Raw genomic sequence first — 12,097 nt, 5'->3', positions numbered from 1 at the left:
TGTGCGCCGCCGCACATTCGTTCGCGCGAAACCGGATCACCGTGCCGGCATGACAATGAAGGGTCTCTCCGCGCCAAGCGACCTGACGATCAGGTTCTGGGGCGTTCGCGGGTCCACCTGCACCTCGGGTCCGAACTTCGTGGAGTTCGGGGGCCATACCCCGTGCGTGGAGGTGCGCTGCGGCGAACGGCTGTTCGTGATCGATGCCGGCACCGGCATCCACGCCTTCGGCGCGCATCACGGCCAGAACCTCCCCAAGCGGATCGACCTGCTCTTCAGCCACCTCCACCTCGACCACGTCACCGGGCTCGCCTTCTGCAAGCCGGCGGTGCTGGACCGCGAGCGCGAGATCCACACCTATTGCGGCAACCTCGACGGGGCGAGCGCCGCGGAGGCGCTGGACCGCCTGTTCGCGCCGCCGCTCTTTCCGATCACCCTCGACATGCTCCCGGCGCGCTTCGTCCATCACGGCTTCCGGTCGGGCGAGACGCTGCACTTCTCGGATGGGATTGCCGTGGACACGCTGCCGCTGCGCCACCCGCAGGGCGCCACCGGCTACCGCTTCCGCCACGCGGGCCGCACCGCCTGCTACATCAGCGACATCGAGCACGGCGATGTCTGGCCCGAACCGGACCTGCTGCACTTCGTGCGCGGCGCCGACCTCGTGATGTTCGACGGCATGTTCACGGAGGGCGAGTATCCGGCCTGCCGCGGCTGGGGTCACTCGACCTGGCAGAAGGGCGTGGACCTCTGCCGCGCGGGCGACGTGCGGCAGCTCGGCATCGTCCACCACTACCCCCAGCACGGCGATGCCCTGCTGCGCGACCTCGAACAGCAGCTCCAGGCCGTGATGCCGACCGCCTTCGTGGCCCGCGAGCGGCAGGAGGTGGTGCTCCCTGCCATGGCGCGCGTGCCGGAACCCGCTTGAGGACCGCATAGGCTTGGTCCTCGCATGCCGGACGGGCGCGAGGCGTCCTCCGTTCGGGGGAGGCGGGGTCAGGCGATCCCGGCGGCGTAGCCCGCGAGCAGCGCGAGCCCGAGCGCCAGCACGAAGGCCGCCGCGACGAGTTCGAGGCCGGCCACCGCGACCGCTCCCGCCGTCCCCCGCCCGCCCGCCAGCCGCAGCGCCAGCGCCTTGGCGAAGACCGCGAGGGCCGCGAGCGCGCCGGTGGTGAGCGCGGTGCCGAGCGCCATCGCCAGCGTGGCCAGCACCCCGGCCCAGACGACGCCCTGCGAGAGCGCGAAGACCAGCACCAGCACCGCGCCCGCGCAGGGACGGATGCCGGCGGCCAGCACCACGCCCGCCCGCTCGCGCCACGTCGAGAGCCGGGCGATCCGCTCCGCATCCGCGAGCGCGGCGTGGCCGCAATCCGGGCCGCAGGCCGCCTCGGCGCGGCCGGTCAGGAGCCCCGCCAGCGCCCCGGCCTTGCGCCACGTCACCGCGAGGCCGAGCAGGGCCACGCAGGCGAAGCCCGCGCTCTCGATCCAGCGGCCCGCCTCCGTCAGACCCGCGGCGGTGAGCCGCAACACCATGGCCCCGACGCCCACGAGGGCGAGCGCCACGCCCGCCTGCAGCAGGGCGGCCGCGAAGCTCAGGGCAAACCCCCGCGCCAGCGCCTTCTCGCCCGCCACGATGTAGCCGGCGATCACCGCCTTGCCGTGCCCCGGCCCGGCGGCATGCACCACGCCGTAGGCGAAGCCGAGCCCGGCGAGGATCCCGTACCCCCCCTCCCCTGCCCGCAGGGCGGAGATTGCGGCCTGGAGGCTGCGCGAAAAACCGGCCTGGAGCGCGAGGAGCCACGCCCCGAACCCGCCCGCCGCGGAGGGCGCGGCCTCGCGCAGGCCCATGCCGAAGGGCGAGCGGGGCGGCGTCGCGGCGACCGGTGCCACGAGGAGCGCGAGCCCAGCGATGAGGCCGGCGGCGCACAGGAGCGCCGCGAGCGCGAGGCCCAGCCGCAGGAGCCCGCCTGCCGGCGGAACGCCGGGTGCCGGCCACAGGCCGGGTGCCGGCGGAACGCCAGGGGCCTGTGCTACGCCTGAGATCGACGCGGGCGGGAGGGCGCTCGCGCGCAGCCTCACGAGCACGAGACGAGGATCCGGTTGGCGAACTGCGCCCCGTAGGACGAGGCGGCGGTCAGCGCCGCGAAGAAGGATTCGGACATGGCCTGGGCCGGGGCGGCCTTGCTGCGCTGCACCTCCGGCTTGCAGGCGGCCGGCGCGCCCACGAGGGTGGCGGCCTGTCCCTCCGCGAGCGTGAAGTCGACGAAGACGGTCGGGTCGAACACTTCGAGCGTGACCGCGCCGCGACCCGGCTCCTTCAGCGGCAGGGTGAAGTGCAGGGTGAGCCGCCCATCCGCGTAGGTCATGGCGGGGGTGGAGGGGGCGGCGAAATCCTGCTTGCGCCCGTCGAGCTTCAGGCGGGTGAAGTAGCCCTGCTCGGCGAGATTGTCGGTGTTGTCGCGGGCGAGCGTGGCCAGCGCCTCGGGGGTCGGGGCATCCGCTCCCAGCCCCTGCACCGCGAAGGCCGAGTAGGAGGGGTCGAAGGTCCACGTGTGGCGCACCGCGGTGACGCGGCCGTCCGGCGCGTAATGGATCTCCGCCCGGGTGGTGATCCAGACATGCGGGTGAGCGAGCGCCGGCAGCGGCCCGGCGAGCCCGAGGACCAGGGCGGTCCCGAGGAGGACCGCCAGCCGCGGGCGCGCCGCGGAGCGTGGAGAGCGGAGATGGGTCATGGCCTTGCGCGGCACGCTCGCCCCTCGTGGTTAACCGATCGTGAAGGCTCCGGAGCGCCAGACTAATGCGCTTCGCGCCGGCCGCGAAGGCGGCTCGCCTCCGGGGCATCGCCGACCGGCGTCGCCGCGATTGCTCCGGCCTCAAAGCGGCGAAAGCGGGGCGCCGGCCTGAGCGGACAGCCACGCGCGGAACCGCGCGACCTTGGGCGGGTCCGGCTCGTCCGGGGTCACGACGAAGAACGAGTACGGGCTCGCGACCTCGTCGGGAAAGGGCCGCACCAATCCGCCATGCGCCAGGAGGTCGCCGCCCAGCACCCGCGTGGCCAGCGCCACGCCCTGGCCGGCGGTGGCCGCCTGGAGCACCATGAAGGTGTGGGTGAAGGTCGGGCCGCGCCGCCCCGCCACCTCCGGCACTCCCACCGCCGCGAGCCACTCCGCCCAGCCGATCATGTCGACGTCGAGCGGGTCGCCGTCGTGCAGGAGCGTGTGGCCGGCGAGATCCTGCGGCCGGCGCAGGGGCGGGTCGCCGTCCCGCAGCGCCGGGCTGCAGACCGGGAAGACCGCGTCGCGCAGCAGCAGGTCGACCCGCAGCCCCGGATAGCCGCCCTTCCCGTGCCGGATCGCGAGATCGACCGCGTCGCGGGAGAAATCGGCGAGGGCGTTGTTGGCGACGATGCGCACGTCGACGTCGGGGTGGCGGGCCCGGAAATCGCCGATGCGGGGAATGAGCCAGAGCGCCGCGAAGGAATGCGTGGTGCTGACGGTCAGCGCATCGTCCTGCCCCAGCCGCTTCAGGCCCGCGGTGGCCGCCGCGAGGCCGTCGAGCATCTGCCCGGCCGCCCGCGCGTAGCGCTCGCCCGCCGGGGTGAGGGCGACGCCGCGGCTCGGCAGCCGGCGGAAGAGGCGCAGCCCGAACCACGCTTCGAGCGCCTTGACGTGCTGGGCGACCGCGCCCGCGCTGACCCCGAGTTCGTCGCCGGCGGCCTGGAAGGTGGGGTGGCGGGCCGCCGCCTCGAAGGCCCGGACGGCGTTGAGCGGGGGCAGGCGGCGCGGATCCATGCGGGGATTCTGCGGGGATACTGCGACGACGCAGTTTTTCTGAGTCGAAGCCGGAGAGCTTCTGGTTTGCTCACGTTTCGCCGCCGCGGCAAGCTCCCTTCGTGAGATGACCCTCAACTCCCGGAGAAAGCCATGACGAGTCTCGTCAGCGGCCGAGGAAACCTGCGTCTCGTGCCCGGCGTCGCCCTGCGCCCGCCCCGTGCCCGGCGCGTGCTGTCGCTCGTCGAGCGGGTGGAGCTGTGGGCCCAGCGCCACCGCGAGCGCCGCGCCCTGATGCAGGCCCCCGACCTCCTGCTGAAGGACCTGGGCCTGTCGCGCGCCGATGCGGCGCGCGAGGGCGACAAGCCGTTCTGGCGCGGCTGAGGCCGCCCGCCTTGCATGTCGGGTGGGCAGGCCGACCACCCGGATACAAAGGTCGCTAGGAAGTCGCGCCTGTTTCGTGCACTCTGGCAACAGTGTCGCGCGGGGCCGGCGCAGGATTCAGCCCCATGCACACCTGGGCTTCAGAGGTTGGCATGGCGGACACGGAGGAGATTTTTCTCCGCAACACCTTCGAGTTGATCGACGCGCTCGAAGACGTCCGGAATCCGCTCGAAGCGCAGACCCGAATCTTCGATGTCATCCAGCAATGCGGCTTCCGCTACTTCGCGATCACCCATCTGCCGCAGCCGAGCGACCGGCTGGGACCGAGCATGCTGCTCAGTGTCTGGCCCAAGGGCTGGCTCGCCCATTACGATCGGATCGGCCATTACCGCTTCGATCCCGTGGCCCGCTACTGCCACCGCACCCTCGAACCCTTCGCGTGGTCCGAGATCGACTACGATCCGGAGATCGCCCCGCGGGCGCGCCGGGTGATGGATGAGGCGGCGGAGTTCGGCATGGCCTCCGGCTTCTGCGTCCCGATCCACGACGCCTACGGGTTCCAGGCCGTGGCGTCCTTCGCCGGAGAGCGGGGCGACCTGCCGCCGAAGGTGCGCCGCGGGGTGCACATGCTCGGGCTCTACGCCTGGGGCGCGGCGGCGCGCACCGCCAAGCACCGCGCGCCCCAGCCCGGACGCCTGCTCAGCCCGCGCGAGCGCGACGTGCTGTGCTGGGCCGCGATGGGCCGCACCCACGCGGAGATCGCCACGATCCTCGGCGTCTCGCTCGAGACCGTGACGACCCATCTCAAGAGCGCCCGCCTGAAGATCGGCACGCGCAACACCACCCAGACGGTGGTGGAGGCCCTGCGCCGCCGAGAGATCACGCTCTGATCCCGACGCGGCCGGGGCATCGGGCTGCCGACCCGGCAGAGTCGCCTGGAGGGCGCGAGCAGCCTTCAACGCTGTTCATCTCGGTACGTCGCGCCCAGACACATAAGATTTCTGGGAATATTTTAGTATTGCACAAGCGATAATTCGGCGAATTTCCCCTTAGAAGCATCATCAGCAGCCCCCATCAGGCGAATACATCGGCTGGACGAGCCGCTCGCAGCGCCTCACGGAGCGGCAGGTCGAACTGCGCGCCGATGCCGCTTCTGACGCAAGGTCAGAGACATCGGCCGAAACCGCGAGAACAGCCGCGGAAAGTCGACGCGCCTCCCAGTTTTCGGGGATACCGAGCGCCTGACCGAGATGTCCCTATGGCTTTGCCAGCCTCGGGGACCGACGATGATCCGGCTTCACGTCATCGACCGCAGCAATCGCGATGTCTATGAGGACGCCCTCGATCAGCATTTCCTGCTGCGCAAGCAGATCTACATGGACGAGCAGGGCTGGCGGGCCCTGCGCGCCGTCGATGGCCGCGAGCGCGACCAGTTCGACACGGAGGACAGCGTCTACCTGCTGGCCCTCGACCCGGAGGGACAGGTGGCGGGCGGCACGCGCCTGCTGCCGTCGCAGGGACCGACGCTGCTGAGCGAGGTCTTCCCGCATCTCGCCGAGACGCGCGGCTTCACCCGCGCCCCCGAGATCTGGGAATGGACCCGCTTCTTCGTGGCACCCCGCTTCCGCGAGGACGGACGCCTCTCCCGCGTGGCCGGCATCGTGGCCGCGGGCATGATCGAGCATTGCCTCGCCCGCGGCATCCCGCGCCTCAACGCGGTCGGCGAGACCTACTGGGTGCCGAAGGTCGCGGAACTCGGCTGGCGCCCGCGCCCGCTCGGCCTGCCGCTCGCGCATGACGGCCTGTCGATCTGCGCCTTCACGGTGGAGATGACGCCGGAGGCGCTGCACACCACCCGCACCGTGTACGGCGTGGAGGGGAGTTGCCTGCTGCCGGTGGCGGCGCGGCCGCGGCACGCCCCGCGCCCGGACCTCACCGCGCGCCTCGCCGGAGCGCCGGGCCGGCGTCCGATCACGCTCGACCCGGGCCCCACCTGAGGCCCACGCCCTCCTCCCCCTCAGGCATCGGGGCTCCAGTTGAAGAAGTATTCCAGCCTCACGCCCAGCGCATCCGCCACGCCGTGCAGCAGACCGATCTGGATGCGGGTCCGCCCCGTCTCGCAGCGCCGCAGCTCCTCCAAGGTCAGGCCCAGCGCAGCGCAGAGCCGGGTGGGCGTGATGCCGATTTCGCGCCGGCGCTGCACGATGCGCCGGCCGATGCAGAGGTCGACGTCCGAGATCCGGGAGGAAGGCGGCGGCGCGGAGAGGGTCACGTCGGCAGCCCGCTGGTCGTTCGACTGGCGAGCATAGGAATGAGACGGAGCGCTGGCAATGCGCAAGCGCTGCCAACCCTCCGAACCCTGCGGCTCCGCGGCGCCAACGCCCGGACCGAACCTGCTGACCGAGGCCGGTCAGGATACCGGGACACGTGGTGATATGGTCGAGAGTAGTACCGACGATCGTGATCTCTCCGAGGCGGCGCGGGCGGAGCTGCGCGTCCTGCGCGCCGCCGCCGCGGCGATCGACCTGCAGCGGGCGGTCGGACCCGAGATGGTGCAGCGGCCGGCCGTGCGCGCGATGATCGAGGCGGGCTGGGCGGTGTTCCTGGATTTCGGCCGGGGCGGCACGGGACGGGACGAGACCCTGGACGAGTGAGGCGGCCGTCCGGCGGGCTTTGCCCGGCGGGCTCCGTCGCCCGTCCGCCCGGCCCGCCCTACAACCGGCGGGGACCTGCCGGAGGACACGATGATCCACCTCTATACCTGGACCACGCCGAACGGCCGCAAGCCGGCGATCATGCTGGAGGAACTCGGGCTGCCCTACGCGGTGCATCCCGTGAACATCGGCAAGGACGAGCAGTTCGCGCCCGACTTCCTGGCGATTTCCCCCAACAACAAGATCCCGGCGATGATCGACGACGGTGCGCCCGACGGACCGCTCGCGCTGTTCGAGAGCGGGGCGATCCTCACCTACCTCGCCGAGACGTCGGGACGCTTCCTCGCCCCGTCCGGCCCGGCGCGGTTCAAGGCACTCGAATGGCTGCACTGGCAGGTCGGGGGCCTGGGGCCGATGCTGGGGCAGCTCGGCTTCTTCGCGGTGCGCTCGCCCGAGAAGGCGCCGCTCGCCATCGCGCGCTTCACCGGGGAGGCCGACCGGCTGCTCGGGGTGATGGAGGGGCGCCTCGCCCAGGCGCCCTACATCGCGGGCGAGGATTACTCGATCGCCGACATCGCCTGCTATCCGTGGGCGGTAGCGGCCACGAGCTTCCTCAAGGAACCGCTCGCCGCGAGCCTCGCCGGCAAGCCCTCCCTCGACCGCTGGCTCGGCGCCGTGGGTGCCCGGCCCGCCGTGCGGAAGGGCATGAACGTCCCGGCGGTCTGAGGCCGGCGCGCGGGGCCGGCCCCGGGGCCGAGACGGTCAGAGCCCTCCGGGGGCGGTCGCCCCGGCCTTGCGCCCGGGCCGCGGCGCGAGCGCGGCGAGGCGGGCGCGGGCGGCCCGGTGCTGGGCGTGCGTGATGGCGATCGCGAGCGCGTCGGCGGCGTCGGCCGTGCCCGGATCGGCCTTGGGCAGCAGGAAGCGCACCATCGCGCCGACTTGGTCCTTCTCGGCGTGGCCGGTGCCGACCACCGTCTTCTTGACGAGGTTGGCGGCGTACTCGGCCACCGGCAGCCCGGCGAGCGCCGGCACGAGGAGCGCGACTCCGCGCGCGTGGCCGAGCTTGAGCGTCGCCTGCCCGTCCTTGTTGACGAAGGTCTCCTCCACCGCGACCTCGTCCGGCTCCATCGCGGCCACGACCCGCTGGAGGCCGTCGTGCAGGGCGCGCAGGCGCGTGGCCAGGGCGTCGTCGTTCTCCGAGACGATGGTTCCGGACCCGACATAGGCGAGGCGGGTGCCCGTGACCGTGATGAGGCCCCAGCCCGTCCGGCGGAGGCCCGGATCGATGCCGAGGATGCGGACCGGATGGGTCATCGCCTGTCGGGTCCTTTCGCGCGTGGCGCCGATCATGCCGCGGACCGGCCCGCCCCGGCAACGGGCGGCGGACCGGCGAGGCTCGGGTCGGTGCTCCGGCCGATACTCCGGCAGAGCCCGCGCCGCCAGCCGCCGCGGCGACGACCGGCGCCCGGCGTGGCTCCGCGGTGACAGGCCTCAGGTCCCGGACTGCGTCCGGCGGGTCCGTTCCGGCAGGGCCGGGCGCAGGGGCGCCGCCTGGGGGCGCAGCTTCGGCGAGGCGGGGCCATGGACTGGCCGGTGCTGGTCGGGCGCGGCCACGCGCTCGGCCGGGGCGCTGCCGAGGATCGCCGCCACGAGGTCGCGGGCGGTGGCGGCCTCCGTCTCGCGAAACAGCCGGGCGAGCGCGAACACCGCCTCGACCGAGCGCCCGATCTCCGGATCGAGCCGCAGGAAGACGTAGATCGCCTCCTCGTCGGCGAGGCCTGCGGCGCGCAGCGCCAGGGCGAGGAGGTCGTGCCGGGCGGGATCGCCGACGTCCCATTCCACCGGGCCGAGGCCGAGCGCCTCGCACAGGGCCTCCCCGAAGCGCGCGGTCTCGCGGCGCTGCGCGAAGGTGGTGAGCGCCGCGCCCGCGCCCCGGGAGGCCGGCCGCGCCAGCGGGCGCAGGGCGGCGCGGGCGGCGACCCCGGCCCGGATGGCGGCGCGCCGCTCCGGGGATGCGTCGAGGTAGAGGGGTGCGAGGTCGACCGCCGGGGCGTCCTCGCGGGCGACGAGCCGCGCGGCGAGGTCCCGCCGGCCCCGCGCCCGCGCCACCAGCCGCTCCAGGGCCTGGCCGTCGAGGCGGACATGCGGGTTCCCGGCCAGCGCGAGATCGATCTCCGGGTCGTCGCGGCGGGTCAGGTCGTCCACGAGGGCCCGGCCGAGATCGGCGCGCTGCGCGATCACCGCGTCGAGACCCGGACCGTTGCCGGCCGCGTCCAGCACGCCCGTCGACAGGGTGGGGCTGAGCCGCACCACCGCGTCCCGGGCGCGGCCGCCATGGGCGGCCAGCAGGGCGAGCACGCTCTGGGGCGTGTCGGCCAGCGGCGCGAGTTTCTCGGCCACGGTCGCGGCGGTGTCGGCATCCACCGTGGGAATCAGCCCGCAGGCGAGCGATTCGAAGGCCCGCACGGTGGCCGGATCGCGCGCGGGCGCGGCCCGAAACAGGTCGCTCTGCACGCGCAGCAGCACCGGCTTGATATCCAGCCGGCGGTCCCGGGCGAGATCGAGGAGGCCGGACAGGTCCGGCGGAGCGGCATCGGCGGAGCGGGCCATGTGGGTCTGGTACGCAACACTACACGGACCGCGAGACTAGGAGCGGTCGCGTAAAGCGACGCTTAAGCCTGTCGCCAGGGCCGGTCCCGCCCCCTGGGGAGAGCGGGGATGACGGCGCGGCCCGGTGACGGATGGTTTACGGGCGGACCCTGGCGGCGGCGGTTTGGAAAGGGCTCGTTAACCACGTCGTGGTTTCTGGTCTCGCACGCGCCGCTGCGGCGGCCGCGGTTCCCGGAGGGTCATCGGAGCTTGGAGGCGGGAGATGATCGGCCCACAGCATCGCACCACGGCAGACATCGTTCCGCTCTCGGCGGCGGCCCGGCGCCCGCGCCGGGACGACGCGGCGACGGAACCGCGCGGAACCATCCTGCTGTTCACGGGAGTGCGGTATGAGAGGCTTCCCGATCCGGCCCCGGCCCCCGTCGCGCCAGATCCCGGCCGTGCCGGCACGCGCCGCCGGCGCGGCTGAGGGGCGCCCCCGCGGCCTGCTGCGCCGCCCCGCCCTCCTGCTCGCCCTGCCGGTCATCGCCTCCTGCGTGCAGCAGGGCGATCTCGGCCGTCCGGCGCCCACCGCCTGGAACAGCCTCATCGACGCGGCCGGCACGCTGGCGGCGCGCGAGCGCGGCGAACCGTCCTCGTTCTTCCCCTTCACGGACGACGAGCGGATCCTGCGCGACCGGTCGTGGCGCTACCTGATGCCGGCGCGCGACCGCAGCCTGTTCGACAACGCCCTCGACAACCTCACCCGCGCCCGGGTGCTGCCCGCCGAGTGGCGGCTCTCCGACCCGCGGGCCTATCTCGACGCCATCATGGCCGAGCCGTTCCGCTCGCCGGTGTCGCGCTACCGGCGCCTGTCGGACGACCTCACGGCGGACGGTCGGCTGATCCCGGCCTTCGCCGAGACCGCGGCCCGGGTGGTGCAGGCGGACCTGACGCGGCTGCGCAGCCTGCCCTTCATCCGCACCCTCGACGACCGCGACGTGCGCAGCGCGGCGATGCGGGTGGCCGAGAACCGCTGCCTGATCGCCTGGGTGCGCCGCGAGACCGCCGCGCGCTCCCTCTCCTACCGCACCGCGCTGGAGCACCTGCTGGTGGCAGTGCCGGGCGAGGAGGCGGTGGGGGCCGAGCGGGCGCTCGCCTTCCTGGATGCCCGCCGCCGGCTGCTCGACCCGCTCCTGCCCGCCGATGCGGAAAGCCGCTGCGGGCTGGCGCCCGTCCCCGCGGAGGGGCCGCAGGCGGTGCTCGTCACCAAGGGCTGATGCCGGCTCCGGACGGCGTCGTCCGGAACCGGCCTCACTCCTCCTCGCCCTCGATGGTGCAGGATACCGAGCGGGCCGCCTGATTGGCCATCGCCTGCTGGCTCGGCAGGGCCGAGAGGGCGCGCACCACCACGTAGCCCTCGCGGCCCGGCGCCACGATGCGCACGTCGCGGTTGCGCTCGTCCTCGTCCGCATTGGCCAGCGCCTCGTCGAACTGGCGCCGCGTCATGATCACGAGTTCGATGTTGCCGCGCACCGCCGCCTGGTCGGTGATGGCGTAGAAGGCGCCGCCGCGCCCATGCACCGAGAGGGATTGGAGCAGCGGCCCGGTCTCGGCCGAGATCCGCACCGGCCCGTCGTCGAGGTCGTAGGCGCAGATGCCGATCGCGGCGGCGGGATCCTGCGGCGGCAGCCAATTCTCGGCAGCCTCCGGCGGGGCGCCGGTCCGGGCGGAGTGGATCAGCACCGAGGTGTCGTTGCTCAGGGTCGCCCGCGCCCGCGAGAGGGCGTCGTGGTCCGACAGGTAGGGGATCGCCAGCACGACCCCGATGTGCACGATCCCGGCCAGCACGAGGCCGCACAGGGTGGCGAGGAGGAAGCGGCCCGTCGTCGTCACGATGCGCAGTCCAGGCGGGTGATCGAGGGCACGCCCTCGCGTTCGAGGGCGCCGGTGCTCGCCGCGACCGGCGTGTCGTAGAGGCGCAGCGCCAGCCGCAGGGCCCCCTCCCCCTCCGGCATCGGCAGCCAGTTGCCCGGCTGCACGCGCGGCGCCAGGGTGATCGCGAAGCGCCCGCTGGCGTCGCGCAGCACCTCCGTGGAGGTGAAGCCGAGGCGCGCCGGCGGGCCGGCCGCGTCCGCGGCGGGCGGGGCCGGGCGGCGGCGCTCGGCGGTGAGCGTCCAGGCCCGGGCGGGCGGGGTCGCCCCGGCGATCCGGTAGGTGCAGGCGAGCGAGAGCGGCCGGCCGGCATCGTCCGCGGTGGCGGTGAGCAGCAATCCCTCGCCGAGCGCGATCGGGATCTCCCCGGTGCGGGCATGGATCGCCCGGGCGTAGGGGTCGGCCTCCCGCGAACCGAGCCGCGGCCACGCCGTCCAGGCGTTCAGCGTCACGCCGCCGAAGGGCGAACGGCCCATCGTGGCCCAGTTGGCGCTGGCGAGCCCGAGCCCGGCCCCGAGGGCGAGCGTGTAGAGCACGAGCAGGACGTTGCTCACGCGCCGCGGGGCGAGCGCCCGCAGGCGCGGCGACAGGCGGCGGGGCTGCGCGGGCCGGTCGGCGGGCGCAGCTCTCTCGGGCAGGGTCTCGGCACGTCTCTCGGCCAGCATCGGCTCTCTCTAGAGCATTTTCCGACGAAGTGGACCCCGGTTCGTCGCAGAAAATGCGGCAAATCAAAGACTTGGAGCAGTGCCCGATCGCCACGCGATC

15 protein-coding genes are annotated in these 12,097 nt (G+C 73.5%); 7 read left to right on the top strand and 8 right to left on the bottom strand.

All coding sequences use genetic code 11. The features are described 5' to 3' along the window. Nucleotides 1-49: 49 nt before the first annotated feature. The gene (locus tag ACKUB9_RS07620; RefSeq protein ID WP_407519614.1) at nucleotides 50-928 is read left to right on the top strand and encodes an MBL fold metallo-hydrolase; all 879 of its coding nucleotides are present in this window, start codon (nucleotides 50-52) and stop codon (nucleotides 926-928) included. A 68-nt stretch (nucleotides 929-996) separates the two neighbouring features. Here the strand turns inward: ACKUB9_RS07620 and ACKUB9_RS07615 are convergent, their stop codons facing one another. The 3 genes from ACKUB9_RS07615 to gcvA all read right to left on the bottom strand — a co-directional run bounded on the left by ACKUB9_RS07615 (nucleotide 997) and on the right by gcvA (nucleotide 3,791). Next, on the bottom strand, nucleotides 997-1,998 hold the full coding sequence (locus ACKUB9_RS07615) for a nickel/cobalt transporter (RefSeq protein ID WP_407519791.1): 1,002 nt from the start codon (nucleotides 1,996-1,998) through the stop codon (nucleotides 997-999). A gap of 77 nt (nucleotides 1,999-2,075) precedes the next feature. After that, nucleotides 2,076-2,732: a DUF1007 family protein gene (locus ACKUB9_RS07610; protein ID WP_407519792.1), complete on the bottom strand. Its 657-nt coding sequence runs from the start codon at nucleotides 2,730-2,732 to the stop codon at nucleotides 2,076-2,078. 141 nt (nucleotides 2,733-2,873) lie between these two features. After that, nucleotides 2,874-3,791: a transcriptional regulator GcvA gene (gene gcvA, locus ACKUB9_RS07605; RefSeq protein WP_407519615.1), complete on the bottom strand. Its 918-nt coding sequence runs from the start codon at nucleotides 3,789-3,791 to the stop codon at nucleotides 2,874-2,876. Between the two features lie 132 nt (nucleotides 3,792-3,923). Here gcvA and ACKUB9_RS07600 point away from each other — a divergent pair, with 132 nt between their 5' ends. From ACKUB9_RS07600 to ACKUB9_RS07590, 3 genes are all read left to right on the top strand, one after another. Next, nucleotides 3,924-4,154 carry a DUF1127 domain-containing protein gene (locus ACKUB9_RS07600; RefSeq protein ID WP_407519616.1) on the top strand — a complete coding sequence of 77 codons (231 nt, stop codon included), beginning with the start codon at nucleotides 3,924-3,926 and terminating at the stop codon, nucleotides 4,152-4,154. Nucleotides 4,155-4,306: 152 nt separating this feature from the next. Continuing rightward, a complete protein-coding gene (locus tag ACKUB9_RS07595; RefSeq protein WP_407519617.1) occupies nucleotides 4,307-5,044 on the top strand; it encodes a helix-turn-helix transcriptional regulator in 738 nt (245 codons plus the stop codon). Between the two features lie 396 nt (nucleotides 5,045-5,440). Then, nucleotides 5,441-6,151, top strand: a complete 711-nt coding sequence (locus ACKUB9_RS07590; RefSeq protein WP_407519618.1) for an acyl-homoserine-lactone synthase — start codon at nucleotides 5,441-5,443, stop codon at nucleotides 6,149-6,151. A gap of 20 nt (nucleotides 6,152-6,171) precedes the next feature. Here ACKUB9_RS07590 and ACKUB9_RS07585 read toward each other — a convergent pair whose 3' ends face one another. Then, nucleotides 6,172-6,492, bottom strand: a complete 321-nt coding sequence (locus tag ACKUB9_RS07585; RefSeq protein ID WP_407519619.1) for a helix-turn-helix domain-containing protein — start codon at nucleotides 6,490-6,492, stop codon at nucleotides 6,172-6,174. Between the two features lie 97 nt (nucleotides 6,493-6,589). Between ACKUB9_RS07585 and ACKUB9_RS07580 the strand changes: the two genes are divergently transcribed. Continuing rightward, nucleotides 6,590-6,808, top strand: a complete 219-nt coding sequence (locus ACKUB9_RS07580; RefSeq protein ID WP_407519620.1) for a hypothetical protein — start codon at nucleotides 6,590-6,592, stop codon at nucleotides 6,806-6,808. Between the two features lie 90 nt (nucleotides 6,809-6,898). Beyond that, entirely contained in the window at nucleotides 6,899-7,534 is a 636-nt protein-coding gene (locus ACKUB9_RS07575) for a glutathione S-transferase family protein (RefSeq protein WP_407519621.1), read from the top strand. Nucleotides 7,535-7,570: 36 nt separating this feature from the next. Here the strand turns inward: ACKUB9_RS07575 and ruvC are convergent, their stop codons facing one another. Both ruvC and ACKUB9_RS07565 read right to left on the bottom strand, forming a co-directional pair. Further along, nucleotides 7,571-8,122: a crossover junction endodeoxyribonuclease RuvC gene (gene ruvC / locus ACKUB9_RS07570; RefSeq protein WP_407519622.1), complete on the bottom strand. Its 552-nt coding sequence runs from the start codon at nucleotides 8,120-8,122 to the stop codon at nucleotides 7,571-7,573. Nucleotides 8,123-8,299: 177 nt separating this feature from the next. After that, nucleotides 8,300-9,418, bottom strand: a complete 1,119-nt coding sequence (locus ACKUB9_RS07565; protein ID WP_407519623.1) for a hypothetical protein — start codon at nucleotides 9,416-9,418, stop codon at nucleotides 8,300-8,302. A 389-nt stretch (nucleotides 9,419-9,807) separates the two neighbouring features. On the opposite strand from ACKUB9_RS07565, the gene ACKUB9_RS07560 reads away from it, so the two are divergent. Next, on the top strand, nucleotides 9,808-10,677 hold the full coding sequence (locus ACKUB9_RS07560) for a hypothetical protein (protein ID WP_407519624.1): 870 nt from the start codon (nucleotides 9,808-9,810) through the stop codon (nucleotides 10,675-10,677). Nucleotides 10,678-10,711: 34 nt separating this feature from the next. Here the strand turns inward: ACKUB9_RS07560 and ACKUB9_RS07555 are convergent, their stop codons facing one another. Both ACKUB9_RS07555 and ACKUB9_RS07550 read right to left on the bottom strand, forming a co-directional pair. Then, nucleotides 10,712-11,293, bottom strand: a complete 582-nt coding sequence (locus ACKUB9_RS07555; RefSeq protein ID WP_407519625.1) for a DUF1254 domain-containing protein — start codon at nucleotides 11,291-11,293, stop codon at nucleotides 10,712-10,714. Next, nucleotides 11,290-11,997 carry a DUF1214 domain-containing protein gene (locus ACKUB9_RS07550; protein WP_407519626.1) on the bottom strand — a complete coding sequence of 236 codons (708 nt, stop codon included), beginning with the start codon at nucleotides 11,995-11,997 and terminating at the stop codon, nucleotides 11,290-11,292. Before ACKUB9_RS07550 ends, ACKUB9_RS07555 begins: the two co-directional genes overlap by 4 nt. Between the last annotated feature and the right edge of the window lie 100 nt (nucleotides 11,998-12,097).

The organism is Methylobacterium oryzisoli (assembly GCF_046557895.1).
Classification (GTDB): domain Bacteria; phylum Pseudomonadota; class Alphaproteobacteria; order Rhizobiales; family Beijerinckiaceae; genus Methylobacterium; species Methylobacterium oryzisoli.
This window is presented reverse-complemented; position numbering and strand designations above follow the sequence as displayed.

What these genes read in the sequence shown, in the direction of transcription:
- ACKUB9_RS07620 (WP_407519614.1), top strand. Translation starts at nt 50, where the DNA reads ATGACAATGAAGGGTCTCTCCGCGCCAAGCGACCTGACGATCAGGTTC.
- ACKUB9_RS07610 (WP_407519792.1), bottom strand. Translation starts at nt 2,732, where the DNA reads ATGACCCATCTCCGCTCTCCACGCTCCGCGGCGCGCCCGCGGCTGGCG.
- gcvA (WP_407519615.1), bottom strand. Translation starts at nt 3,791, where the DNA reads ATGGATCCGCGCCGCCTGCCCCCGCTCAACGCCGTCCGGGCCTTCGAG.
- ACKUB9_RS07600 (WP_407519616.1), top strand. Translation starts at nt 3,924, where the DNA reads ATGACGAGTCTCGTCAGCGGCCGAGGAAACCTGCGTCTCGTGCCCGGC.
- ACKUB9_RS07595 (WP_407519617.1), top strand. Translation starts at nt 4,307, where the DNA reads ATGGCGGACACGGAGGAGATTTTTCTCCGCAACACCTTCGAGTTGATC.
- ACKUB9_RS07590 (WP_407519618.1), top strand. Translation starts at nt 5,441, where the DNA reads ATGATCCGGCTTCACGTCATCGACCGCAGCAATCGCGATGTCTATGAG.
- ACKUB9_RS07580 (WP_407519620.1), top strand. Translation starts at nt 6,590, where the DNA reads ATGGTCGAGAGTAGTACCGACGATCGTGATCTCTCCGAGGCGGCGCGG.
- ACKUB9_RS07575 (WP_407519621.1), top strand. Translation starts at nt 6,899, where the DNA reads ATGATCCACCTCTATACCTGGACCACGCCGAACGGCCGCAAGCCGGCG.
- ruvC (WP_407519622.1), bottom strand. Translation starts at nt 8,122, where the DNA reads ATGACCCATCCGGTCCGCATCCTCGGCATCGATCCGGGCCTCCGCCGG.
- ACKUB9_RS07565 (WP_407519623.1), bottom strand. Translation starts at nt 9,418, where the DNA reads ATGGCCCGCTCCGCCGATGCCGCTCCGCCGGACCTGTCCGGCCTCCTC.
- ACKUB9_RS07560 (WP_407519624.1), top strand. Translation starts at nt 9,808, where the DNA reads ATGAGAGGCTTCCCGATCCGGCCCCGGCCCCCGTCGCGCCAGATCCCG.
- ACKUB9_RS07550 (WP_407519626.1), bottom strand. Translation starts at nt 11,997, where the DNA reads ATGCTGGCCGAGAGACGTGCCGAGACCCTGCCCGAGAGAGCTGCGCCC.